A 19,779-nucleotide genomic window follows, 5' to 3' on the forward strand; every position below is an offset into this window, starting at 1 on the left:
TCCCGGCCCACTGCGCAGGGAGAGGCGTCCGGTTCAATGGCCCAGGTACGCGTCCTGCACCTTTGGGTCGCCGAGCAGTTCTCGCCCCGTGCCGTGCAGCACGATCGAACCCGTTTCGATCACATAGGCGCGGTCGGCGATCTTCAGCGCCTGGCGCACATTCTGTTCGACCAGGAAAATCGTCAGCCCTTGCTGGTTGATTTCCCGCAGCGTACGGAAGATGTCCTGGACGATGATCGGCGCCAGACCCATCGAAGGCTCGTCGAGCAGCAGCACGCGGGGCCGTGCCATCATGGCCCGACCGATTGCCAGCATCTGCTGTTCACCGCCGGAGAGATTGCCGGCCAGGCCTTCGGAGCGCTCCTTCAGCACCGGGAACAGTGTGAAGATCTGTTCCATGTCCTGGGCTCGCGCGGCGGTCCCGTCGCGGCGCGTGTAGGCCCCGAGTTCAAGATTTTCGCGCACCGTCAGCGTGGTCAGCGTGGCACGGCCTTCAGCCACCTGCACCACGCCGCCCGAGACGATCTTGTGCGGTGCCAGACCGGTGATGTCTCGGTCGTCGAACATCACCCGGCCGGCCGCCTTCTTCACCAGGCCCGACAGCGCCAGCAGGGTGGTCGACTTGCCGGCACCGTTGGCGCCGACCAAGGTCGTGATCTGGCCCTCGTGCAGTTCGAAGTCGATGCCCTTGACTGCCTCGACATGGCCGAACGACACCTTCAGGCCCTCGACCTTGAGCAATGGCGTGGCGCTCATGCCGTGGCTCCTTCGGTCGTGGCTTCGTCATCCTCGCGGCCCAGGTAGGCCTCGATCACCTGCGGGTCGTTGCGGATCGCTTCCGGGCCGCCGCGCGCGATGATGCGGCCGAAGTTCAGCACCGCGATCTGCTCGCACAGGCCCATCACGAAGCGCATGTCGTGTTCGATCATGAAGACGGTGTAGCCGCGGGCCGCGATGTTCTCGATTTCTCGCATCAGGTCCAGTTTCTCGGTGCTGTTCATGCCGGCCACGGGCTCGTCGAGCAGCAGCAGGCGGGGTTCGGTGGCGAGCGCACGCGCGAGTTCGAGCTTGCGTTGGTCGCCATACGACAGGTTGTCGGCCAGTTCGCCGGCCTTGTGGTCGAGCTTGACCCAGCTGAGCAGTTCGCGGGCGCGCTCGCGGGCGCGGCGTTCCTCGCTGCGAAACACCCGGGTGCCCGCCAGCAGGCCAAACGGGCCGTAGCGCAGGTGCGCGTCCATGCCGACGATCACGTTCTCGAGCAGCGACATTTCCTTGAACACGCGGATGTTCTGGAAGGTGCGCGCGATGCCGCCGCGCGTGATCTGGAACGGCTTGCGGCCGGCCAGGTCCTGTCCGTCGAAAAGAATGGTGCCACTGGTCGTCGGCAGCAGGCCGGTGATCAGGTTGAACACCGTCGTCTTGCCGGCGCCGTTCGGCCCGATCAGGCCGAAGATGCCGCTCTTCGGCACGGCGAGGTTCACGTCCTGCAGCACCTTGAGGCCGCCGAAATGGCGCGACACGCTGGTGAGTTGCAGGAGTGGCTCGCTGTGCGAGCCGGGGGTCTGGATCGTGCTCATGCGGCATCTCCCTTGCGACCGAACCATTGGCGCAAGCGCACCGGGTCCCAGATGCCCTTGGGCAGGAACAGCACGATCAGCACCAGAATCAGGCCGTTGATCACCAGGCGGAAGCCGGCAAGCCCACGCAGCGCTTCCGGCAGGATGGTGAGGATCACCGCGCCCAGCACCGGCCCGGTCAGGCCGTTGATGCCGCCGAGGATGGTCATCGTGAGGATGTCGACCGCGCGGTTGAAACCATACTCGCCGGGGCCGATGAAGAAAGTCAGGTGCGCGTTGAGCGTGCCGGCCAGGCCGGCGATGGCGCCGCCGAGCACGAAGGCGAGCATCTTGTGCGCGGCGACGTCGATGCCCATCAGGCCTGCGGCCGTTTCATCTTCCTTGATGGCCTCGAAGGCCCGGCCCACTTTGGAGCGACGCACGCGCCACAGCACGAGCAGCACCAGCACCAGCGCCAACAGCACATGCCACCATTGAGTCGATTGGGGAATGCCGTTGAGACCCAGTGCGCCGCCGGTGAGCGACTCCGCATTCAGGATGGCGATGCGCACCACTTCGCCGAAGGCCAGTGTCGCCATGGCCAGATAGACGCCCGACAGCCGCAGCGTCGGCTTGCCCATGATGAAGGCGACCAGCGCCGGTGCGGCCATGCCGCCCGCAATGGCCACCGGGAATGGCACGCCGTAGTTCATCGTGAGGATCGACGCAGTGTACGCGCCGATGCCCATGAAGGCCGCATTGGCGATGGCCAGCATGCCGCAGGCCAGCGTCAGCCAGATCGAGAGCGCGAGCAGCGAGTTGATGCCCAGCGAGAGGATCAGGTTGCTGTAGACCGCCCAGAAGTTGTCGAAGGAGCTCATCAGACCTTGCGCTCCTGCAGTGAGCCGAACAGGCCCTTGGGTCGCACCAGCAGCACCAGGAACAGCATGCCGAAGGCCACCGCGTCGCGCATGGTCGAGCCGATGTAGGCCACCGACAGCACCTCGGCAAAGCCGAGGAACAGACCGCCCAGCATCGCGCCGCGGATGTCGCCCATGCCGCCCAGGATGATCACGGCAATGCCCTTCTCCAGCATCGGCTGGCCCATCAGCGGGAACAGGGCGTTCGAGTAGAGGCCGATCAGCACGCCGGCCAGGCCGCCCAGGCCGGCTGCGACGAAGGAGGTCAGGTAGAACAGGCCTTCGACGTTCACGCCGACCAGGTAGGCCGCCTTGGGCGATTCAGCGATCGCGCGCAGCGCGCGGCCCATCTGCGTGCGCTTGAGTGCGAGCATCAGCAGGCCCATCAACACGAAGGAAACCAGGATGATGCCGAGCTCCAGCACCGTCACGTGGATACCGGCGAACTCCAGGTCGTTGTTTGGAATGGTCCCGGCGGGGAAGCGCAGGTTCTCGGCGCCGAAGATCGCCTGCACGCCGTTGTTCAGGATGATGGCGACGCCAATGGTCGCGATCATGGGAATCAGGTGGGGTGCATTGCGCTTGCGCAGCGGCTTGAGCACCAGCACGTCGATCAGCAGGCCCATGGCGCCGCTGAACAGGAACGCGCCGAGCAGCCCGGTCCACAGCGGCAGCGTGAACACGCGCATGAATTCGGCCGCGGCATAGGCACCCACCATGAACACGGCGCCGTGCGACAGGTTGATGACGCCGAGCACGCCGAAGATGAGGGTGAAGCCGAGCGCGAAGAGTGCGTAGACGCATCCGAGCGACAAGGCATTGACAAGCTGCTGATCGAGCACGATGGGTTCCGACGTTCACAGCATGGTGCTGCGCAAAAACAAAAATGAAAACGGCGCAGATGTCTGCGCCTGGAGGGGGCCACCCCCGAAGCGCCTGCGGCGCCCCGGTAGGGGTAGGTGTACCGGTTGCTTACTTCTCGATGACGAACTGCGTGCCCTTGGTCACACCGACGATCGCCTGCTGTTGTGCATCATAGCCAGCAGGTTTGCCGGTGCGGTCCTTGGCGCGTGCGAAGGCAAAGGCGCCGGTCGCGCCGGTCCACTTGACGTTGGGCAGTGCATCGCGCAGCGCGGCCCGGTCGGCCGTCAGGTTGCCGCTGACCTTGACGGTCTTGAGCGCCTGCGCGGCAATGTACATGCCGTCGTACGCCTGGGCGGCGAACTGGTCGGGCGCCATCTTGTACTTGTCGCTGTAGGCCTTGATGAACTTGGTGTTCTCGGGCGTCGCGTTGCTCGACGACCAGGGGCTGCCAACGTACAGGTTGTCCGAGCTGCCCTTGGCCAGTTCGAAGATCTTGACCGAGTTCATGCCGTTGCCGCCGATGAAGGGCACGTTGATGCCCAGCTGGCGGGCCTGCACCATCACCGGCGCGCCTTCGGCCAGCAGCGCCGACAGCACGATCGCGTCGGGGTTGGTGGCCTTGATCTTGGTCAGCTGTGCCTTGAAGTCGACGTCGCCCTTGGCGAAGGTTTCGGTGGTGGTCACCGGCAGCTTCAGGTCGTCCAGCGCCTTCTTGAAGTTGTCGTAGCCACTCTTGGTGAACACGTCGTCGTTGCCGTAGAGCACGGCGACCTTCTTGATGTTGGCGTTCTTGATGGCCACGCGCAGCGTCTCGGGCAGCACGTCGGCTTCGGTCACCGAGTTGCGGAACACGTAGTCGCCGATCGAGGTGATGCCGTCCGCCGTGTTCGAGGTGCCGAACGCCACGGTCTTGGCGGCCTGGGCAATCGGGTCGGCTGCCTGGGCCGAGTTCGACAGGGTCGGACCGAAAACCATCAGCACGTTGTCCTGGAAGATCAGTTTCTTGAAGACGTTGATCGCGTCTTCCTTCTTGCCTTGCTCGTCCTCGACGACCAGCACGATCTTGTTGCCGTTGATGCCGCCAGCGGCGTTGATTTCGTCGGTCGCCAGTTGGAAGCCGTTGCGGATGGCCGTGCCGTACTGGGCGGCTCCGCCCGACAGCGCTTCCGCCACGCCGATCTTGAGGTCAGCTGCCAGGGCGCCGCCCGCGAACGCCGACGCGGCGAGGAGTGCGACCAGCGCGGGTTTGAATCGGATGGAGCTCATCTTGGATTGCACTTTGGATAGAGTTGTAGGGAAGAGGGTGCGCATTTTATGTCGTGCCCGCATGTGCAAAGACGCCGTGCAGCAGGGGAAAACCCCTGCACGTGCATGCTGCGGCTGTCGAAGGCGCCTTCCGTCAACCCACAAAGAGACATCAAAAGAACCATGGAGATTCCATCGATGGGCCGTCGCCGGCTCCTCAAGCAGGCCGGCATCGCCGCCGTGCTGGCCACCGGGCTTGCGCCGGCCGTGCACGCGCAGGCCGTGGTGCGCTGGCGCCTGGCATCGAGCTTTCCGCGCAGCTCGGCCGTCGGTTACGGCGCCGCCGAAACCTTTGTCCAGATCGTACGCGCGCTGTCGGGGGGGCGTTTCGACATCGCCGTTCATGCGGGCGGCGAACTCATGACGCCGCTGGGCGTGCTGGATGCCGTGCAGGGCGGCTCTATCGAGGCCGCCCACACGGTGCCTGGCTGGTTCCACGATCGCCATCCCTGCTTTGCCATCGGCTCGATGCTGCCTTTCGGTCCCGATGCGCGCCAGACCCAGGCCTGGATGACTGCCGGCAATGGCCGCACGCTCATGAATGCGTTCTATGCCGGCCAGGGACTCGTGGCGCTCGACGGCGGCAGCACCGGGCTGCAGATGAGCGGCTGGTTCCGACGGGCCCCACGCAGTGCGGCCGACTTCAAGGGCCTGCGCCTGCGAACCGCAGGCGGCCCGATGGACGCGGTCATGGCGCGGCTCGGTGCAGTGCCGCAGAAGCTCGCTGCCACGGGGATCGCCGACGCCTTGGCCAAGGGTCGCATCGATGCGGCGGAATGGCTCGGTCCGGCCGATGACCAGGCGCTGGGCCTCGGGTCGGCGGCGCCGCTCTACGGCGCGTCCGGCTGGTGGGTCGACGGCCTCGGCCTTGGCATCCTGATCCAGCAGAAGGCGCTGGCCGCACTGTCGTCCGACCAGCGGGCCATGATCGAAGCGGCCGCCGCGCAGTCGGCGGCGATGCTGACGGCGCGCTACGACGTGATGAACGCGGTCGCGCTCAAGCAGCTCGCGGCCGCCGGAACCAAGGTGGTGTCGTTGCCGCAGCCAGTGATGCAGGCGGTGTTCTCGGCCTGGACCGCCGTCGCGGCCGACAGCGCCGCGAAGAATGCCGACTGGCAGCGGATTCACGCCGATCTGCGCGCCTTCCAGCGGGCGCAGGGCCAGGCCACGCGTCTGACGGGATCGCGCCTGGAGGCCTTCATGGCGAACCGCTCGCCCTGAGACCGGTGCAGCCGGCGAGGCCCTGAGGTTCGTGAGGCCACGGGCTGGCCATAATGCGCCATGCCTGCATCTGCTCCCGAGCCGCGCCAAGCCGTCGATTCGCCGGCGATGTGCGTCGCCGGCAAGGACCTGCTGTCGCTGGCGTTGATCGACGCACGCAACCACACGCTGCACCTGCTCTCGTGCTACGAAGAGGCGCTTGGCTCGCAAGCTTTGACGGTACCCCACAGGTCCGGTGAGCCCTGCGTGCTGCCGCCGCTCTGGCTGGCCGGCCACGTCGGCTGGTTCGCCGAGTGGTGGATTGCGCGCAACACCCAGCGTGCCTTCGGTGCCGACTGCCCGCAACGGCCGACGCGGCTGGCTTCCATCGCCCCCGCAGCCGACTTCTGGTGGGATCCGCGCAGCTGGAGCGGCGAAGATCCTGCATTGCCCGACGCACGCTGGTCGTCCGAAGCCCCCGATGTGGCGGTGGTGCGCAGCTACCTGCGCGACACGCTGGAATGCACGCTCGAACTGCTCGAGCGTGCCGCCGAGACCGACGCCGGGCTGTATTTCTACCGGCTTGCGTTGTTCCACGAAGACCTGCGCGGCGAGCAGCTCGTCATGTGCGCCCAGACCCTGGGCCTGCCGCTGCAATGGGAGCCGCAGGCCGTCGCCGAGCCGCGTGAACCGTTGTGGCTGCCGCCAACCCGTTGGCAGCTGGGCAGCCCCGCCACCGGTTTCTGTTTTTCGCAGGAGCGCGGCCGCCTGGAGGTGGACGTGCCCGAATTCGAGATCGATGCGCAGCCGGTGACCTGGCAGCAGTTCGCCGAATTCGTCGACGACGGCGGCTACGACCAGGAAGCGCTCTGGCAGCCCGCGGGCCGGGCCTGGTTGGCGCAGCAGATCGACGGGCGCCGTGCGCCGCGCCACGTCGAGCAGATCGGTGCGGGCCGCGCGGTGCTGCGGCATCGCTTCGGCCGCCTGGTGCAGGCCCCGGGCCACCAGCCTGCCATGCACCTGAGCTGGTGGGAGGCCGACGCCTGGGCGCGCTGGGCAGGCCGCCGGCTGGCGACCGAAGTCGAATGGGAGGTGGCCGCGCACGCAGGTGCGCACCGGGGTTTTCGTTGGGGCGAGGTGCAGGAGTGGACGGCAGGGACGCTGCAGCCCTGGCCCGGTTACGTCGCCGACCCGTGGAGCCAGGGCACCGATTTCGATGCGGCCGCGGCCTTCGGGCAGGCGCGTGTCGTGCGCGGCACGTCTTTCGCCGCGCGTGCCCGCCTGCGCTCGCCGCGCCGCCGTGGCTTTGCACTGCCGCCACGCGACGACGCCTTCATCGGATTTCGAACCTGCGCGGTGTGAAATCCGGCGGGCAGCAGGCTCACTTCCGGTTTCGGAAGTTCCACCAGGGCAGCAGCGCGCTGAGCGACTCGATTGCGCCGCAATTCACGCTTTCGTAGCCTGTGAGGGTGCTCAGTTCGTGCTGCCACGCCGTGCCTCTCAGCACGCCGAGCAGCGCTGCCATGCCCGGTTGGTCGAGTGCCGACTTCAGGCAGGCCAGGTGGTAGCGTTCCCGCACCAGCGGCACGAAGTCCAGCCCCGCGTTGCGTGCCGCCGATGCCAGGCCGAGGCCGGTGTCGGCCTGCCCCGACGCCACCGCCTGCGCCACGGCGGCGTGCGAAGGTTCGGTGCGATCGTGGCCCTCGATGTCCTGCGGGTCGATGCCGGCGTCTGCGAGCAGTTCATCGATCAGCACCCGCGTGCCGGTGCCCATCGGCCGGTTCACGTAGCGGGCGCGGCGCCGTGCCACGTCGGCCAGTGAGCGCAGCGCGAGTGGATTGCCTGGTGCGACGATCAGCCCCTGCGTGCGGCGCGCAAAGCCGATCAGCTTGTGCAGGCCCGGCTTGAGCAGCGGCTTGTAGGTGCGCTGGGCGAGCGAGCCGACTGGTGGCCGCTCCAGCGTGTGGAAGCCTGCCAGCACGCAGCGCCCCTGATTGAGTGCCGCGATCGCGTCCACGCTGCCGGTGAAATGGATGTCCATCTGCAGGCTGGCATGCGCGGCGGCATGGGCGCGCAGCAGCACCAGTGCGTCGTCGTGGCTCGCATGCAGGCTCAGCACATGCGTGCTGTCGTCGAAGGCCAGCGCAAACACGCGTTCGAGGTCGGCGTGCAGCGCTTCGATCTGCGGCGCCAGCCGCGCCTGTGCCTGGCGCTCGGCCCACAGGAGCTTGTCGCCGAACTCCGAGAGCTGCGCCGAGCGGCCCTGTTCACCCGTGACCAACGCATGGCCGAAGGTGTCTTCCCAGCGCTTGAGCTCACCCCAGACGTGCCGGTAGGACAGGCCCAGCGCCCGTGCGGCCGCCGAGATGGAGCCGTGGCCGCGCACCGCCTGCAGCAGTTCCATCAGCGGGTTGCGGATGAGGCCGCGACCGCCGCGCCGCGGCGCGATGGCATAGGAGAGTTCGATCTGTTGCACGAAAAGAAGAGGGCGGGTCGCTGGCAAAGTTGTACCGATTATGCAGAGCCGCCTGCGAAAGCCCTTGACCTATGAAATGGCATGCATAGGTCGGCTGCGTGCTTTTTCGATACTGCGCGGCCCCGATGAAGATTTACCCATGAACACTTTTGCAGACAGTCTGAGCGCCGCCTGGCAGCTGTTGCTTGCCCGCGATCCCGTGCTTCTGGCCATCGTGGGCCGGTCGCTGGGCGTGAGTGCCAGTGCGTGCCTGCTCGCCTGTGGTGCCGGCCTGCTGCTGGGCGCCTGGCTGGCGGTGGGGCGTTTTCGTGGGCGGGGCCTTTTGCTCACGCTGCTCAATACGCTGCTCGCGCTGCCTTCGGTGGTGGTCGGCCTCATCGTGTACCTGCTGCTGTCGCGCTCGGGTCCGCTGGGCGGACTGGGATGGCTGTTCTCGTTCCAGGCCATGGTGCTCGCGCAGACGGTGCTCGTGCTGCCGGTGGTGACTGCGCTCACGCGCCAGGCCATCGAGGACGCCGACCGTGCCCACGGCGAGCAGTTGCGTTCGCTGGGTGCCGGCCTGTTCACGCGTGCGCTGTTGCTGGTCTGGGACGAACGTTATGCGCTGGTCACGGTGCTGATCGCCGCGTTCGGCCGCGCCGTGTCGGAGGTTGGCGCGGTGATGATCGTGGGCGGCAACATCGACGGCTTCACGCGCGTCATGACCACCGCCATCGCGCTGGAGACCAGCAAGGGCGATCTGCCACTGGCGCTGGCGCTGGGCCTGCTCCTGCTGGCCGTCGTCCTGGTGCTCAACCTGGCGATTGCGCTGTTGCGCAGCTGGCGCGAGCGCGTCGATGGCGGTGCGACCGACGCCACCGCGCTGCGTGCGGGAGCGGTGGTTTGATCGGCCACACCGTCTTTGCGCTCGATGGCGCGGCTGTGCGTTTTGCGCGCGTGCAGGCGCTGCATCCGACCACCTTGTCGATTGGCGCGGGCGAGCGCGTGGCGCTGATCGGCGCCAACGGCAGCGGCAAGAGCACGCTGCTGCGCGTGCTGCATGGGCTGGTGCCTGTCGCCTCGGGCCAGGTGCAGTCTATGGTGCCGCGGCGCGCGCAGGCCATGCTGTTCCAGCGTCCTCACCTGCTGCGCGCGAGCGTGCGACACAACGTTGCGCTCGCGTTGTGGTTGCACGGTGCGCGCTGGCGGGGTGCGCAGCAGGTCGCGTGCGATGCGCTCGACCGGGTCGGCCTGTCGGCGCTGGCCGAGCGCAACGCGCGCACGCTGTCGGGCGGCCAGCAACAGCGGCTGGCGCTGGCGCGCGCCTGGGCGTTGCAGCCCGACGTGCTGTTCCTCGACGAGCCCACGGCCAGCCTCGATCCGACGGCCAAGCGCGAGGTCGAGGCCCTGCTCGGGCAGATGGCGCAGGGCCGCACCATGGTTTTCGCCAGCCACAATCTCGGCCAGGTCAAACGCCTGGCGAGCCGCGTGATCTACCTCGAGCAGGGTCGGGTGCTGGCCGACCGCAGCGTTCATGATTTCTTCCATGGGCCGTTGCCCGAGGAAGCCCGTTTGTTTGTCAAAGGAGAGACCTGAATGTTCACCTTCCCCCGTCTTCGCACCGTGGCGCTTGCCGTTCTGGCCGTGGCCTCCATCGGCGCGCAGGCCGAGACACTGACCATGGCGTCCACCACGTCGACCGAACAGTCAGGCCTGTTCTCGCAATTGCTCCCCGCCTTCAAGCAGGCCAGCGACATCGATGTGAAGGTGGTGGCCGTCGGCACCGGCCAGGCCATCGACATGGCACGCCGCGGCGATGCCGACGTGCTGTTCGTGCACGACACCGCCGCCGAGGAAAAGTTCGTGGCCGAAGGCTTCGCGGCCCGGCGCTATCCGGTGATGTACAACGACTTCGTGCTCGTCGGTCCGAAGAACGATCCGGCTGGCGTCAAAGGCAAGGACATCGTCGCAGCATTGAAGAAGATTGCTGCGGGCAATGCCGCCTTCGTCTCGCGCGGAGACAAGAGCGGTACCGACGCGGCCGAGCGTCGCCTCTGGGCACAGACCGGCATGGCGGATGCGGGCCAGCCTCTGGCCAACGACCGCAAGGGCAGTGGCTACAAGGAATGCGGCTGCGGCATGGGCCCCGCGCTCAACATCGCCGCATCCAGCGGCGCCTACGTGGTGGCCGACCGTGGCACGTGGCTGAGCTTCAAGAACCGCGCCGACCTCGCGGTGCTGGTTGAAGGCGACCAGCGTCTTTTCAACCAGTACGGCGTGATGGTGCCGAGCGCCGCGAAATTCCCGCAGCTCAACCACACCGGCGCGCAGAAGTTCGTCGACTGGGTGGTCTCCCCGGCGGGCCAGTCGGTCATCGCTTCCTACAAGATCGGCGGCGAACAGCTGTTCTTCCCGAACGCGACGAAGTGACGGCGGCGGTCAGGCGCCGCCGGTGGCGCACGCGGGTGCGCTGACCACGCGGCCTTGGTCCAGGTGCACGACCGCCTGTGCCAGCACCTCGACGTCCTGCGGGTCGTGCGTGACCAGCAGCGTGGGTATCTGCACGCGTTCCAGCATCTCGGCCAGCTCGTGGCGCAAGCGCGCGCGCAGCGGGGCGTCCAGCGCCGACAGGGGCTCGTCGAGCAGCAGGAGCCGGGGCGAGGGCGCCAGCGCACGCGCGAGGGCAACGCGCTGGCGCTGGCCGCCCGAGAGGTCCTGCGGCCGCGCGGCACGCAGTGTGCCCAGGTCGAACTGGGCGATCAGCGCATCGATACGCGCCTGATCGGCCTCGTTCAGGCTGTGACCCAGGCGACGCATGCCGAAGCCGAGGTTCTGCGCCACGGTCAGGTGCGGGAACAGCGCGTAGTCCTGGAATACCACGCCCACGCCGCGCGCCCGCGCGGGCAGATCGATGCCGCTTGCCGTGTCGAGCAGTGTGTCGGCGCCGACGCGCACATGGCCGTGCGTGCCCGGCAGCAGGCCGGCCACGGCCATCAGCACGGTCGACTTGCCCGAACCGGAGGCCCCCATGAGCGCAGTGCGCATGACCGGCGAGCGCAGGGCGGCGTCGAGCGAAAAGGTGCGTCCGGGCGAGCGCAGCACGCGCTGAACGTGGAGGTCGAGCACGGCTGCCGCCTCTTCGGGCCGGGAGGTCGAATGGCCTGCCATCAGTGCCTCACCTGCAACAGGCGACCCGAGACCACGAGCACGACGATGCAGACCACCGAGATCACCAGCGTGAGCCAGAGTGCCTGGGCGTCGCGGCCAGCCTGCACCGCGTCGTAGATGGCGATCGACAGCGTCTGCGTCTTGCCCGGCAGGTTGCCCGCGATCATCAGCGTGGCACCGAATTCGCCCATGGCGCGCGCAAAGGCGAGCATCAGCCCGGCCGCGATGCCGCGCAGCGCCAGTGGCAGTGCGATGCGCACGAACACTTCGAACTCGCCCGCGCCCAGCGTGCGCGCAGCATGCAGCAGCCGGGGGTCGAGCTCTTCGAACGCGGCGCGCGCGGCCTTGTAGATCAATGGCAGCGACACGATGGCAGCGGCGATCACCGCCCCCTGCCAGGTGAACATCAGGTTGATGCCGAACCAGCGGTCGAGATACTGGCCGAGCACACCGTTGCGCCCGATCAGCACGATCAGGTAGTAGCCGAGCACGGTGGGCGGCAGCACCATCGGCAGCATCAGGAGCGCGTCGGCGATGCCCTGTCCGGCAAAACGGCGGCGCGACATGCCCCAGGCCAACGCGATGCCCAGCACGCCGGCCACCAGCGTGGCGAGCAGTGCGACCTTCAGCGTGAGCCAGAGTGGCGTGAGCAAGGTCAGGGCGCGCCGGGGGGCGAGAAGCCGAAGTCGGCGAGGATCTGCTGGCCCGGCGCGCTGCGCACGAAGGCAACGAAGTCCTTGCCCACCGTGGCGTTCCTGCTGGCAGCGACCTGCGCGATCGGGTAGCGGACGGCCGGGGTGGTCGGCACGGTCAGCGCGATGCGCGTCTTGTCACGTTCGATGAGCGCGTCGGTGCGGTAGACGAAGCCGGCGTCGACTTCGCCGCGCGCGACGTAGTTGAGTACCTGTCGCACGCTTTCGCCGTAGATCCATTTGGGCGCGAGGGCCGCCGACAGCCCCGTCTGGTTCAGCGCCTCCATCGTGTAGCGGCCCACCGGCACCGATGCCGGCGTGCCGGTGGCGATGCGGCGGTAGGCCGGCGTTGCCAGGTCCTGGAGCTTCTGCGGCTCGGCGCCCTGGGCCGGCACGATCAGCACCAGCGTGTTCTGCGCGAAGTCGACGCGGGTGCCGTCCATCAGCAGCCGGGCCTGTGCCGCGCGGTTCATGGTGTCCTCGTCGGCCGAGGCGAACACATCGACGGGCGCGCCTTGCTGTATCTGCGCGAGCAGGGCGCCGGACGCGGCGAAGTTGAAGGTGACCTTGGTGCCCGGATGCGTCTTCTCGAAGGCCTGGCCGATGGCCTGGAACGCATTGGTGAGGCTGGCGGCCGCCGACACCACGATCTCTTGCGCATGCAGGGCGCCACTGAGCACAAGGGTGGCCAGCGCTGCAACAACGCGCCAACGACGTGTGGATGTCATCTCGAATCCCTCGCTTTCGCTATTCATTTATGGAATAGCGAATCATAGCAACGCGGCCGTCGCCTCGCCGCATTGCACAATCTGGCGCATGGCAATCCCTCGCTTCATCGACGCCCTCGGTCACGGCATGGCCGACAAGCGCATCGAGATCCTGCGCGGCATCGCGCGCAGCGGCAGCATCTCGCAAGCCGCGCGGGAATCGGCGGTGAGCTACAAGGCAGCCTGGCAGGCCATCGACACGCTGACCAACCTCGCGGGCGTGCCGCTGGTGGCGCGTGCGGTGGGCGGCGCGGGTGGCGGCGGCGCGGTGCTGACCGCGCAGGGTGCACATCTTCTGGACTTGGCGCAGGCGCTCGACGTGGCGCGGCAGGACGTGCATGCGCGCTGGTCTCAGCGCGAGGGCGGTACGGCCCCTCACATCGACACCGCCCTGCAGCGGCTGTCGGTGCGCACCAGCATGCGCAATCAATTGCCGGCGGTGGTCGCGTCCATTGCCACCATGGGCCGCATCGCGCACGTCGTGATGCATCTGGGTGAGTCGGGGCAGGTGGCGGCACGCATCACGCAGGAGAGCGCCGAACTGCTTGGGCTGGCAGTGGACATGCCGGTGCTCGCGCTGTGCAAGGCCACGGCGGTACGTGTGATGCGCGCTGGCGATGCGGCTTCCATCGAGGGCAACCGGCTCGCCGGGACGGCCGCCAGCGTCGAGCCGGGGGAAGGTGGCGACGAAATAGCCGTCGCGTTGCCTGGGGGGATGCAGCTGGTGGGTTTCGCGCCCAGTGGGAGTGCGCTGCGCAAGCGCCAGCGTGTGAGTGCGGAGGTGGACGCGTCGGCCGTGGTGGTGGCGCTGCCGGGTTGAACGGGCACTCTGCGCGCTGTCGATCCGCTGACAGGGCTTAAGCGATCAGCTGCGCCCGCGGGCCAGCTTGCGATACACCGTTGCCCGGCTGATGCCCAGCGCAAGCGCGGCCTGTGCCACGTTGCCGCGTGCCTCCTCGACGGCTTGGTGGATCCAGGCGGATTCCGCGTCGCGCAGGCGGGCGCCAGGAGTGGCCGGCGCGGCCGGTGTGGTGTGGGGTGCGGTCGCTGTGCCGCGGCGGCGTGTCGCCTGCACCTGCAGCCGCAAGCCCGACCACAGGGGGACTTCGCTGGTCGCCGGATGCCGGCGCGCCAGGTCGAACAGCAGCGCCGTCGGCACCGCGAAGAGGTCAGTGCACAGCGGCCATCGCCCCTGCGCGGCGGACGCTGCCTGCAATTGAAGCAGTTGCCGCGCGGCGGCGTTGCTGCCGATCACCTGGCCATCGCCGTCCACGCTCAGCAGCCCGTCGCCGTCACCTGGCGCGCCCTGCGTCGACAGGCAACCCGGCCAGTTCAAGCTCAGCAGCAGCGCGCCGGGCAGCGCACGCACCAGCGCGTCTTCGATGGCGGCAGCCGAACGCTGGGCCAGGTGCTGGAGTTCGGGCCGTTCGACCACGTTCACGCCGGTCAGGTCGAGCATGCCGATGCACTGGCCGTGCGGATCGAACAGCGGCGCGCCGGCGCAGGTGTAAACGCTGGTGTCGTCGAAGAAATGTTCGCCGCGGTGCAGCCACACGCTGCGCTGCTCGGCCAGCGCGGCGCCGATGGCGGAGGTGCCAATGGCGCTTTCAGACAGGTCCAGGCCGATCCGCGCGATGTCGCGTGCGTGGCCTGCGGCGGCGTCGCTGCCCGCCGGCAGGGCGCCCACGTCGATCACCAGCCCGGCCGCATCCGTGAGGATGGCGAAGTAGCGGGTGTCGGCGATCGCGTGCGACAGCCGGTCCAGCACCGGTCGGGCGGCCGCCAGGAGCGCGCGATTGCGCTCGATCAACTGGGCCCGCAACGGGCGGCTGACCTCGTTGAACAGCACCCGTTGGCGCGGTGCGTGGCCGGCGCGCAGGCACCTTTGCCACGACCGCACCAGCCACGGCGCGACCGGCACCGGGGCGTCCTGTGCCGGCGGCAGGCCTTCAATCCAGTGCTGGCGCGCCAGCGCGATGGTCTGGGCGCGGCCGGGAAGTTCGGCTTGGAGCGCGCTGGGAATGGGGGTCATCAGGGCAGGGTGCGGGGTGGCGGGGCGGCAGGTTGTTTCATTTTGAGAATTTAAGCGGTCCCGTGCAAGTGCCGAGGGTTTTGCCTAGGATGGAGGACGTGCGCGGCGTCCAAGATGCCAGTCGCTGACACAGCCATCACCTTCACGGAGACAGCCACATGCAGGTTTCTTTCACCGTCAACGGCCGCGCGGCCACGGTCGACGCTCCCCCCAACACTTTCCTCGTGCACGCGATCCGCGAGCACCTTCACCTGACCGGCACCCACGTGGGCTGCGACACGGCCCAGTGCGGCGCGTGCACCGTCCACGTCAACGGCCGCGCCGTCAAGTCGTGCAACGTGCTGGTCGGCCAGGTGGCCGGTGCCGAGATCACGACGATCGAGGGCGTCGCCCAGCCCGACGGCACCATGCACCCGATGCAGGCGGCCTTCAAGGAGTGCCATGGCCTGCAATGCGGCTTCTGCACCCCTGGCATGGTGATGAGCGCCATCGACCTGTGCACCTACCATCCGAATTCGAGCGAGACCGAGATCCGCGCGCTGCTCGACGGCAACCTCTGCCGCTGCACCGGCTACCAGAACATCGTGAAAGCGGTGCAAATGGGCGGCAAGGACATGGCCGCCGCATCCAAGCCCGTCGCGGCCTGAAACGGGAGCACACCATGGGTGCATCCGATTTCGCCAACCTCCCGCACATCGGCGAGGCGGTCCGCCGCAAGGAGGACTACCGCTTCCTGACCGGCGCCGGCAATTACACCGACGACGTGACCATGGCCGCGCAGAGCCATGCCATCTTCGTGCGCTCGCCGCACGCCCACGCGACCATCAAATCGGTCGACATCGCCGAGGCGTCGAAGATGCCCGGCGTGGTCGGCATCTTCAGCGGCAAGGACATCGAAGGCAAGATGGGCGGGCTGCCCTGCGGCTGGCTCATCAACAACCCCGACGGCACGCCGATGAAGGAGCCGCTGCACCCGATCCTCGCGATCAAGAAGGTGCGCTACGTCGGCGACCACGTCGCCATGGTCGTGGCCGAGACGGTCGAGCAGGCCAAGAACGCCGCCGAGGCGGTGGTGGTCGACTACGAGGTGCACACCCCTCTTGTGAGCGTGGCCGACGCGGCGAAGAAACAGAGCGGCGTGACCATCCACGACGAGGCGCCCGACAACCAGTGCTACAAGTGGACGCTGGGCGACAAGGCCGGTGTCGACGCAGCCTTCGCCAACGCGGCGCACGTGACGAAGCTCGACCTGGTCAACAACCGGCTCATCCCGAACCCGATCGAGCCGCGCGTCGCCATCGGCAACTACAGCCGTGCGACCGAGGAGTACGTGCTCTACGTGTCGAACCAGAATCCGCACGTCGAACGCCTGCTGATGACGGCCTTCGTGCTGGGCCTGCCCGAGCACAAGGTGCGCGTGATTGCGCCCGACGTCGGCGGCGGCTTCGGCTCCAAGATCTACCTCTACGCTGAGGACGTGTGCCTGACCTGGGCCGCCAAGCAACTCAACCGCAGCATCAAGTGGACCGGCGAGCGCTCGGAATGCTTCCTGTCCGACGCGCATGGGCGCGACCACGTGAGCCATGCCGAGATGGCGATGGACGCGCAGGGCAAGTTCCTCGCGATGCGCGTGCACACCGACGCCAACCTCGGCGCCTACCTGTCGACCTTCTCGACAGCCATCCCCACCATCCTCTACGCGACCCTGCTGGCCGGCCAGTACGCCACGCCGCAGATCTATGTCGAGGTCGATGCCTGGTTCACCAACACCGCGCCGGTCGACGCCTACCGCGGCGCAGGCCGGCCCGAAGCGACCTACCTGCTGGAGCGGCTGGTGTCGCGCTGCGCCTGGGAGATGAACCTGGGGCAGGACGAGATCCGCCGGCGCAACTTCATCAGCAGCTTCCCGTACCAGACGCCGGTCGCACTGCAGTACGACACCGGCGATTTCCCGGCGCTGCTGAACCGCGCCAACGAACTGGCCGAAGTCGCCGGCTTCGCGGCGCGCAAGGCCGAGAGCGAGAAGAATGGCAAGCTGCGCGGCCTCGGCTACTCCTGCTACATCGAGGCCTGCGGCCTGGCGCCGTCGAACGTGGCGGGGGCGCTCGGTGCCCGCGCCGGCCTGTTCGAGGCCGGCGAGGTGCGGGTGCATCCGACTGGCAGCGTGACGGTGTTCACCGGCTCGCACAGCCACGGCCAGGGGCATGAGACGACCTTCGCGCAGCTGGTGGCGGCGCGCCTGGGCATCCCGGTGGAGAACGTCGACATCGTGCACGGCGACACGGGCCGCGTGCCCTTCGGCATGGGCACGTACGGCTCGCGCTCGCTGTCGGTCGGCGGCACGGCGATCATGAAAGCGCTCGACAAGATCGAGACCAAGGCCAAGAAGATCGCCGCGCACCTGATGGAGGCGAGCGACGCCGACATCGAGTTCGCCAACGGTGAATTCACCGTCAAGGGCACCGACAAGAAGATCCCGTTCGGCCAGGTGGCACTGACGGCCTATGTGCCGCACAACTACCCGCTCGACAAGCTGGAGCCGGGTCTGAACGAAACCGCTTTCTACGACCCGACCAACTTCACCTATCCGGCCGGCGCCTACGTCTGCGAGGTCGAAATCGACAAGAGCACCGGCGAAGTCAAGATCGACCGCTTCACCGCGGTGGACGACTTCGGCACCATCATCAATCCGATGATCGTGGAAGGCCAGGTGCATGGCGGCATCGTGCAGGGCATCGGCCAGGCACTGATGGAGAACTGCGTGTACGACAACGAGACCGGGCAGCTGCTCACCGGCAGCTTCATGGACTACGCCATGCCGCGCGCCGCCGACTTCCCGAACTTCAAGCTCGACACGCTGAGCACGCCCTGCACCCACAACCCGATCGGCTCGAAGGGCTGCGGCGAGGCGGGCGCCATTGGCTCGCCGCCGGCCGTCATCAACGCCGTGCTCGACGCGCTCGCGCCGCTGGGCGTCAAGGAGTTCGACATGCCCGCGTCGCCGCACCGCGTGTGGGAGGCGATGCAAAAGGGCGCCACCACGCCGACGCAGCAACCGCAGACCCCGTCGCTCGCCGCGAGCACCCAGGGCCGTCCGGCCGCCTGAACCAGGAACACACCATGTATCCCTTCACCCTCGAACGTCCGGCCAGCGTGGCCGATGCCGCCAAGCTCGCCACCGCCGGTGGCAAGCCGCTGGCCGGTGGGCAAACCTTGCTCGCCTCGATGAAGCTGCGCCTCTCCGCGCCGGAGCAACTGGTCGACCTCGGCGGCATCGCCGAACTGGCCGGCATCACGAAGGACGGCGACACCCTGGTCATCGGCGCGATGGCGCGGCACCTGGCCGTGGCGAACGATGCCGCCGTCAAGGCCGCGTACCCGGCACTGGCCGACCTGGCCTCGCGCATCGGCGACCGGCAGGTGCGCGCGATGGGCACGCTCGGCGGCTCGGTCGCCAACAACGACCCGGCCGCCTGCTACCCGAGCGCGGTGCTGGCCTCCGGCGCGACCATCGTCACCGACAAGCGCGAGATCGCAGCCGACGATTTCTTTCAGGGCCTGTTCACCACCGCGCTGGAAGAGGGCGAGCTGATCACCGCCATCCGCTTCCCGATCCCGAAGCGCGCGCACTACGAAAAGCTGCGCCAGAAGGCGTCGCACTTCCCGCTGGTCGGCGTGTTCATCGCGCAGTACGACGCGGGCGTGCGCGTGGCCATCACCGGTGCGGGCAATGGCGTGTTCCGCCACACCGGTCTCGAAGACGCGTTGAACCAGAGCTTCACGCCGGAGGCCGCGGCCGCGGTGAAGATCGATGCGAGCGATCTCAACAGTGACCTGCACGCGTCGGCGCCGTACCGCGCCAACCTGATCAGCGTGCTCACGCAGCGCGCCGTCCGGGCCGCGCTGGGTTGATGCAGGGGTGATCTTCTCCAGCATCGATGCGGTCGCGGCCGGCCTGCAGCAGGCCGGCTACTTCGCTGATCGGCGGCTGGCGACCGCCGTCTTCCTCGCCCTCAAGCTGCAGCGCCCGCTGTTGCTCGAAGGCGAGCCTGGCGTTGGCAAGACCGAACTGGCCAAGGCGCTGTCGACAGCGTTGCAACGTGAGTTGCTTCGCCTGCAGTGCTACGACGGCCTGGAGCAGCGCGAGGCGCTCTACGAATGGAACTACGCGGCGCAGTTGCTGCACATGCGTGCCGCCGAAGCGCATGGCGCATCGAGCGATGTGGAGTCCGAGGTTTACCAGCCGCGCTACCTGATTCGTCGCCCGCTGCTGCAGGCGCTGCAGACGCCCGCACCGGGCGCGGTGCTGCTGATCGACGAGGTCGACCGCGCCGACGAGCCCTTCGAAGCCTTCCTGCTCGAATACCTGGGCGAGTACCAGGTGAGCATCCCCGAACTCGGCGCCATCACCGCGGCGGTGCCACCGGTGACCATCCTCACCAGCAACCGCACGCGTGAACTCAACGACGCGGTCAAGCGCCGCTGCCTCTACCACTGGCTCGACTACCCCGAGCGGGAGCGCGAGCTCGCCATCGTGCGCGCCCAGGTGCCCGATGCCGGCGACGCGCTGTCCAAGCAGGTGGCCGATTTCGTCGGCCGGTTGCGCAGCGCGCCCTTCGCCAGCGCCTTCCAGCGCGCGCCCGGCATCGCCGAAAGCGTGGAGTGGGCGCGGGCGCTGGTTGCGCTCGATGCGCTGGTACTCGACCCCGAGGTGGTGGTCGACACCGCCGGCATCCTCTTCAAGCAGCGCGACGACGTGGCCGCGGTCACGCAGACGCTTGCTGCCGAACTTCTACAACCGGAAGACGCGGGCGCCTGAG

At 68.0% G+C, this 19,779-nt stretch carries 20 protein-coding genes; 10 read left to right on the forward strand and 10 right to left on the reverse strand.

Annotated features, from left to right (window positions below; translation table 11 throughout):
* Positions 1–33: 33 nt before the first annotated feature.
* The 5 genes from J2W36_RS01810 to J2W36_RS01830 form a co-directional block, all read right to left on the reverse strand.
* The gene (locus J2W36_RS01810) at positions 34–756 is read right to left on the reverse strand and encodes an ABC transporter ATP-binding protein (protein ID WP_307687946.1); all 723 of its coding nucleotides are present in this window, start codon (positions 754–756) and stop codon (positions 34–36) included.
* Positions 753–1,577, reverse strand: coding sequence for an ABC transporter ATP-binding protein (locus tag J2W36_RS01815; protein ID WP_307687947.1), 825 nt, complete (start codon positions 1,575–1,577; stop codon positions 753–755). The genes J2W36_RS01810 and J2W36_RS01815 overlap by 4 nt, the downstream gene beginning before the upstream one ends.
* Complete coding sequence (locus tag J2W36_RS01820; RefSeq protein ID WP_307687948.1) at positions 1,574–2,437, reverse strand: branched-chain amino acid ABC transporter permease; 864 nt, start codon at positions 2,435–2,437, stop codon at positions 1,574–1,576. The genes J2W36_RS01815 and J2W36_RS01820 overlap by 4 nt, the downstream gene beginning before the upstream one ends.
* Positions 2,437–3,318 (reverse strand): branched-chain amino acid ABC transporter permease, encoded by an 882-nt coding sequence (locus tag J2W36_RS01825; protein WP_307687949.1) that lies wholly within the window; start codon positions 3,316–3,318, stop codon positions 2,437–2,439. The genes J2W36_RS01820 and J2W36_RS01825 overlap by 1 nt, the downstream gene beginning before the upstream one ends.
* A 130-nt stretch (positions 3,319–3,448) precedes the next feature.
* Entirely contained in the window at positions 3,449–4,606 is a 1,158-nt protein-coding gene (locus J2W36_RS01830; RefSeq protein WP_307687950.1) for an ABC transporter substrate-binding protein, read from the reverse strand.
* A 162-nt stretch (positions 4,607–4,768) separates the two neighbouring features.
* On the opposite strand from J2W36_RS01830, the gene J2W36_RS01835 reads away from it, so the two are divergent.
* Positions 4,769–5,866 carry a TRAP transporter substrate-binding protein gene (locus tag J2W36_RS01835; RefSeq protein WP_307687951.1) on the forward strand — a complete coding sequence of 366 codons (1,098 nt, stop codon included), beginning with the start codon at positions 4,769–4,771 and terminating at the stop codon, positions 5,864–5,866.
* Positions 5,867–5,926: 60 nt separating this feature from the next.
* Positions 5,927–7,207 (forward strand): SUMF1/EgtB/PvdO family nonheme iron enzyme, encoded by a 1,281-nt coding sequence (locus J2W36_RS01840; RefSeq protein ID WP_307687952.1) that lies wholly within the window; start codon positions 5,927–5,929, stop codon positions 7,205–7,207.
* A gap of 19 nt (positions 7,208–7,226) precedes the next feature.
* On the opposite strand, the gene J2W36_RS01845 is transcribed toward J2W36_RS01840, so the two are convergent.
* Complete coding sequence (locus tag J2W36_RS01845) at positions 7,227–8,321, reverse strand: substrate-binding domain-containing protein (RefSeq protein WP_307687953.1); 1,095 nt, start codon at positions 8,319–8,321, stop codon at positions 7,227–7,229.
* Between the two features lie 139 nt (positions 8,322–8,460).
* On the opposite strand from J2W36_RS01845, the gene J2W36_RS01850 reads away from it, so the two are divergent.
* From J2W36_RS01850 to J2W36_RS01860, 3 genes are read left to right on the forward strand one after another with little or no spacing between them, the layout of a single operon-like run.
* Positions 8,461–9,207 carry an ABC transporter permease gene (locus J2W36_RS01850; protein ID WP_307687954.1) on the forward strand — a complete coding sequence of 249 codons (747 nt, stop codon included), beginning with the start codon at positions 8,461–8,463 and terminating at the stop codon, positions 9,205–9,207.
* On the forward strand, positions 9,204–9,896 hold the full coding sequence (locus tag J2W36_RS01855) for an ATP-binding cassette domain-containing protein (protein ID WP_307687955.1): 693 nt from the start codon (positions 9,204–9,206) through the stop codon (positions 9,894–9,896). Before J2W36_RS01850 ends, J2W36_RS01855 begins: the two co-directional genes overlap by 4 nt.
* Positions 9,897–10,730, forward strand: coding sequence for an ABC transporter substrate-binding protein (locus J2W36_RS01860; RefSeq protein ID WP_307687956.1), 834 nt, complete (start codon positions 9,897–9,899; stop codon positions 10,728–10,730). It begins immediately after the preceding gene.
* A gap of 9 nt (positions 10,731–10,739) precedes the next feature.
* Here the strand turns inward: J2W36_RS01860 and J2W36_RS01865 are convergent, their stop codons facing one another.
* The 3 genes from J2W36_RS01865 to modA are packed head-to-tail and all read right to left on the reverse strand — an operon-like array spanning position 10,740 to position 12,915.
* Positions 10,740–11,468 carry an ATP-binding cassette domain-containing protein gene (locus tag J2W36_RS01865; protein ID WP_307687957.1) on the reverse strand — a complete coding sequence of 243 codons (729 nt, stop codon included), beginning with the start codon at positions 11,466–11,468 and terminating at the stop codon, positions 10,740–10,742.
* Positions 11,468–12,121 carry a molybdate ABC transporter permease subunit gene (gene modB, locus J2W36_RS01870; RefSeq protein WP_307687958.1) on the reverse strand — a complete coding sequence of 218 codons (654 nt, stop codon included), beginning with the start codon at positions 12,119–12,121 and terminating at the stop codon, positions 11,468–11,470. Before modB ends, J2W36_RS01865 begins: the two co-directional genes overlap by 1 nt.
* A 2-nt stretch (positions 12,122–12,123) precedes the next feature.
* A complete protein-coding gene (gene modA / locus J2W36_RS01875) occupies positions 12,124–12,915 on the reverse strand; it encodes a molybdate ABC transporter substrate-binding protein (protein ID WP_370869236.1) in 792 nt (263 codons plus the stop codon).
* Between the two features lie 61 nt (positions 12,916–12,976).
* Between modA and J2W36_RS01880 the strand changes: the two genes are divergently transcribed.
* The gene (locus J2W36_RS01880; protein ID WP_307687961.1) at positions 12,977–13,747 is read left to right on the forward strand and encodes a TOBE domain-containing protein; all 771 of its coding nucleotides are present in this window, start codon (positions 12,977–12,979) and stop codon (positions 13,745–13,747) included.
* Between the two features lie 45 nt (positions 13,748–13,792).
* Here the strand turns inward: J2W36_RS01880 and J2W36_RS01885 are convergent, their stop codons facing one another.
* Positions 13,793–14,959, reverse strand: coding sequence for a helix-turn-helix domain-containing protein (locus J2W36_RS01885; RefSeq protein WP_307687962.1), 1,167 nt, complete (start codon positions 14,957–14,959; stop codon positions 13,793–13,795).
* A 158-nt stretch (positions 14,960–15,117) separates the two neighbouring features.
* On the opposite strand from J2W36_RS01885, the gene J2W36_RS01890 reads away from it, so the two are divergent.
* Genes J2W36_RS01890 through J2W36_RS01905 form a run of 4 tightly spaced genes read left to right on the forward strand, consistent with a single transcriptional unit; the run spans position 15,118 to position 19,778 of the window.
* Positions 15,118–15,606 (forward strand): (2Fe-2S)-binding protein, encoded by a 489-nt coding sequence (locus tag J2W36_RS01890; RefSeq protein WP_307687963.1) that lies wholly within the window; start codon positions 15,118–15,120, stop codon positions 15,604–15,606.
* A gap of 14 nt (positions 15,607–15,620) precedes the next feature.
* On the forward strand, positions 15,621–18,065 hold the full coding sequence (locus J2W36_RS01895) for a xanthine dehydrogenase family protein molybdopterin-binding subunit (RefSeq protein ID WP_307687964.1): 2,445 nt from the start codon (positions 15,621–15,623) through the stop codon (positions 18,063–18,065).
* A gap of 14 nt (positions 18,066–18,079) precedes the next feature.
* A complete protein-coding gene (locus J2W36_RS01900) occupies positions 18,080–18,871 on the forward strand; it encodes an FAD binding domain-containing protein (RefSeq protein WP_307687965.1) in 792 nt (263 codons plus the stop codon).
* A 7-nt stretch (positions 18,872–18,878) separates the two neighbouring features.
* Positions 18,879–19,778, forward strand: a complete 900-nt coding sequence (locus J2W36_RS01905; protein ID WP_307687966.1) for an AAA family ATPase — start codon at positions 18,879–18,881, stop codon at positions 19,776–19,778.
* The last annotated feature ends 1 nt before the right edge of the window (position 19,779 follow it).

The sequence above is a fragment of the Variovorax ginsengisoli genome, from assembly GCF_030811835.1.
Taxonomy (GTDB): domain Bacteria; phylum Pseudomonadota; class Gammaproteobacteria; order Burkholderiales; family Burkholderiaceae_C; genus Variovorax; species Variovorax ginsengisoli_C.

Coding starts and splice junctions, on each gene's coding strand:
- J2W36_RS01810 (WP_307687946.1), bottom strand. CDS start 756: ATGAGCGCCACGCCATTGCTCAAGGTCGAGGGCCTGAAGGTGTCGTTC.
- J2W36_RS01815 (WP_307687947.1), bottom strand. CDS start 1,577: ATGAGCACGATCCAGACCCCCGGCTCGCACAGCGAGCCACTCCTGCAA.
- J2W36_RS01820 (WP_307687948.1), bottom strand. CDS start 2,437: ATGAGCTCCTTCGACAACTTCTGGGCGGTCTACAGCAACCTGATCCTC.
- J2W36_RS01830 (WP_307687950.1), bottom strand. CDS start 4,606: ATGAGCTCCATCCGATTCAAACCCGCGCTGGTCGCACTCCTCGCCGCG.
- J2W36_RS01835 (WP_307687951.1), top strand. CDS start 4,769: ATGGAGATTCCATCGATGGGCCGTCGCCGGCTCCTCAAGCAGGCCGGC.
- J2W36_RS01840 (WP_307687952.1), top strand. CDS start 5,927: ATGCCTGCATCTGCTCCCGAGCCGCGCCAAGCCGTCGATTCGCCGGCG.
- J2W36_RS01850 (WP_307687954.1), top strand. CDS start 8,461: ATGAACACTTTTGCAGACAGTCTGAGCGCCGCCTGGCAGCTGTTGCTT.
- J2W36_RS01860 (WP_307687956.1), top strand. CDS start 9,897: ATGTTCACCTTCCCCCGTCTTCGCACCGTGGCGCTTGCCGTTCTGGCC.
- J2W36_RS01865 (WP_307687957.1), bottom strand. CDS start 11,468: ATGGCAGGCCATTCGACCTCCCGGCCCGAAGAGGCGGCAGCCGTGCTC.
- modA (WP_370869236.1), bottom strand. CDS start 12,915: ATGAATAGCGAAAGCGAGGGATTCGAGATGACATCCACACGTCGTTGG.
- J2W36_RS01880 (WP_307687961.1), top strand. CDS start 12,977: ATGGCAATCCCTCGCTTCATCGACGCCCTCGGTCACGGCATGGCCGAC.
- J2W36_RS01885 (WP_307687962.1), bottom strand. CDS start 14,959: ATGACCCCCATTCCCAGCGCGCTCCAAGCCGAACTTCCCGGCCGCGCC.
- J2W36_RS01890 (WP_307687963.1), top strand. CDS start 15,118: ATGCAGGTTTCTTTCACCGTCAACGGCCGCGCGGCCACGGTCGACGCT.
- J2W36_RS01895 (WP_307687964.1), top strand. CDS start 15,621: ATGGGTGCATCCGATTTCGCCAACCTCCCGCACATCGGCGAGGCGGTC.
- J2W36_RS01900 (WP_307687965.1), top strand. CDS start 18,080: ATGTATCCCTTCACCCTCGAACGTCCGGCCAGCGTGGCCGATGCCGCC.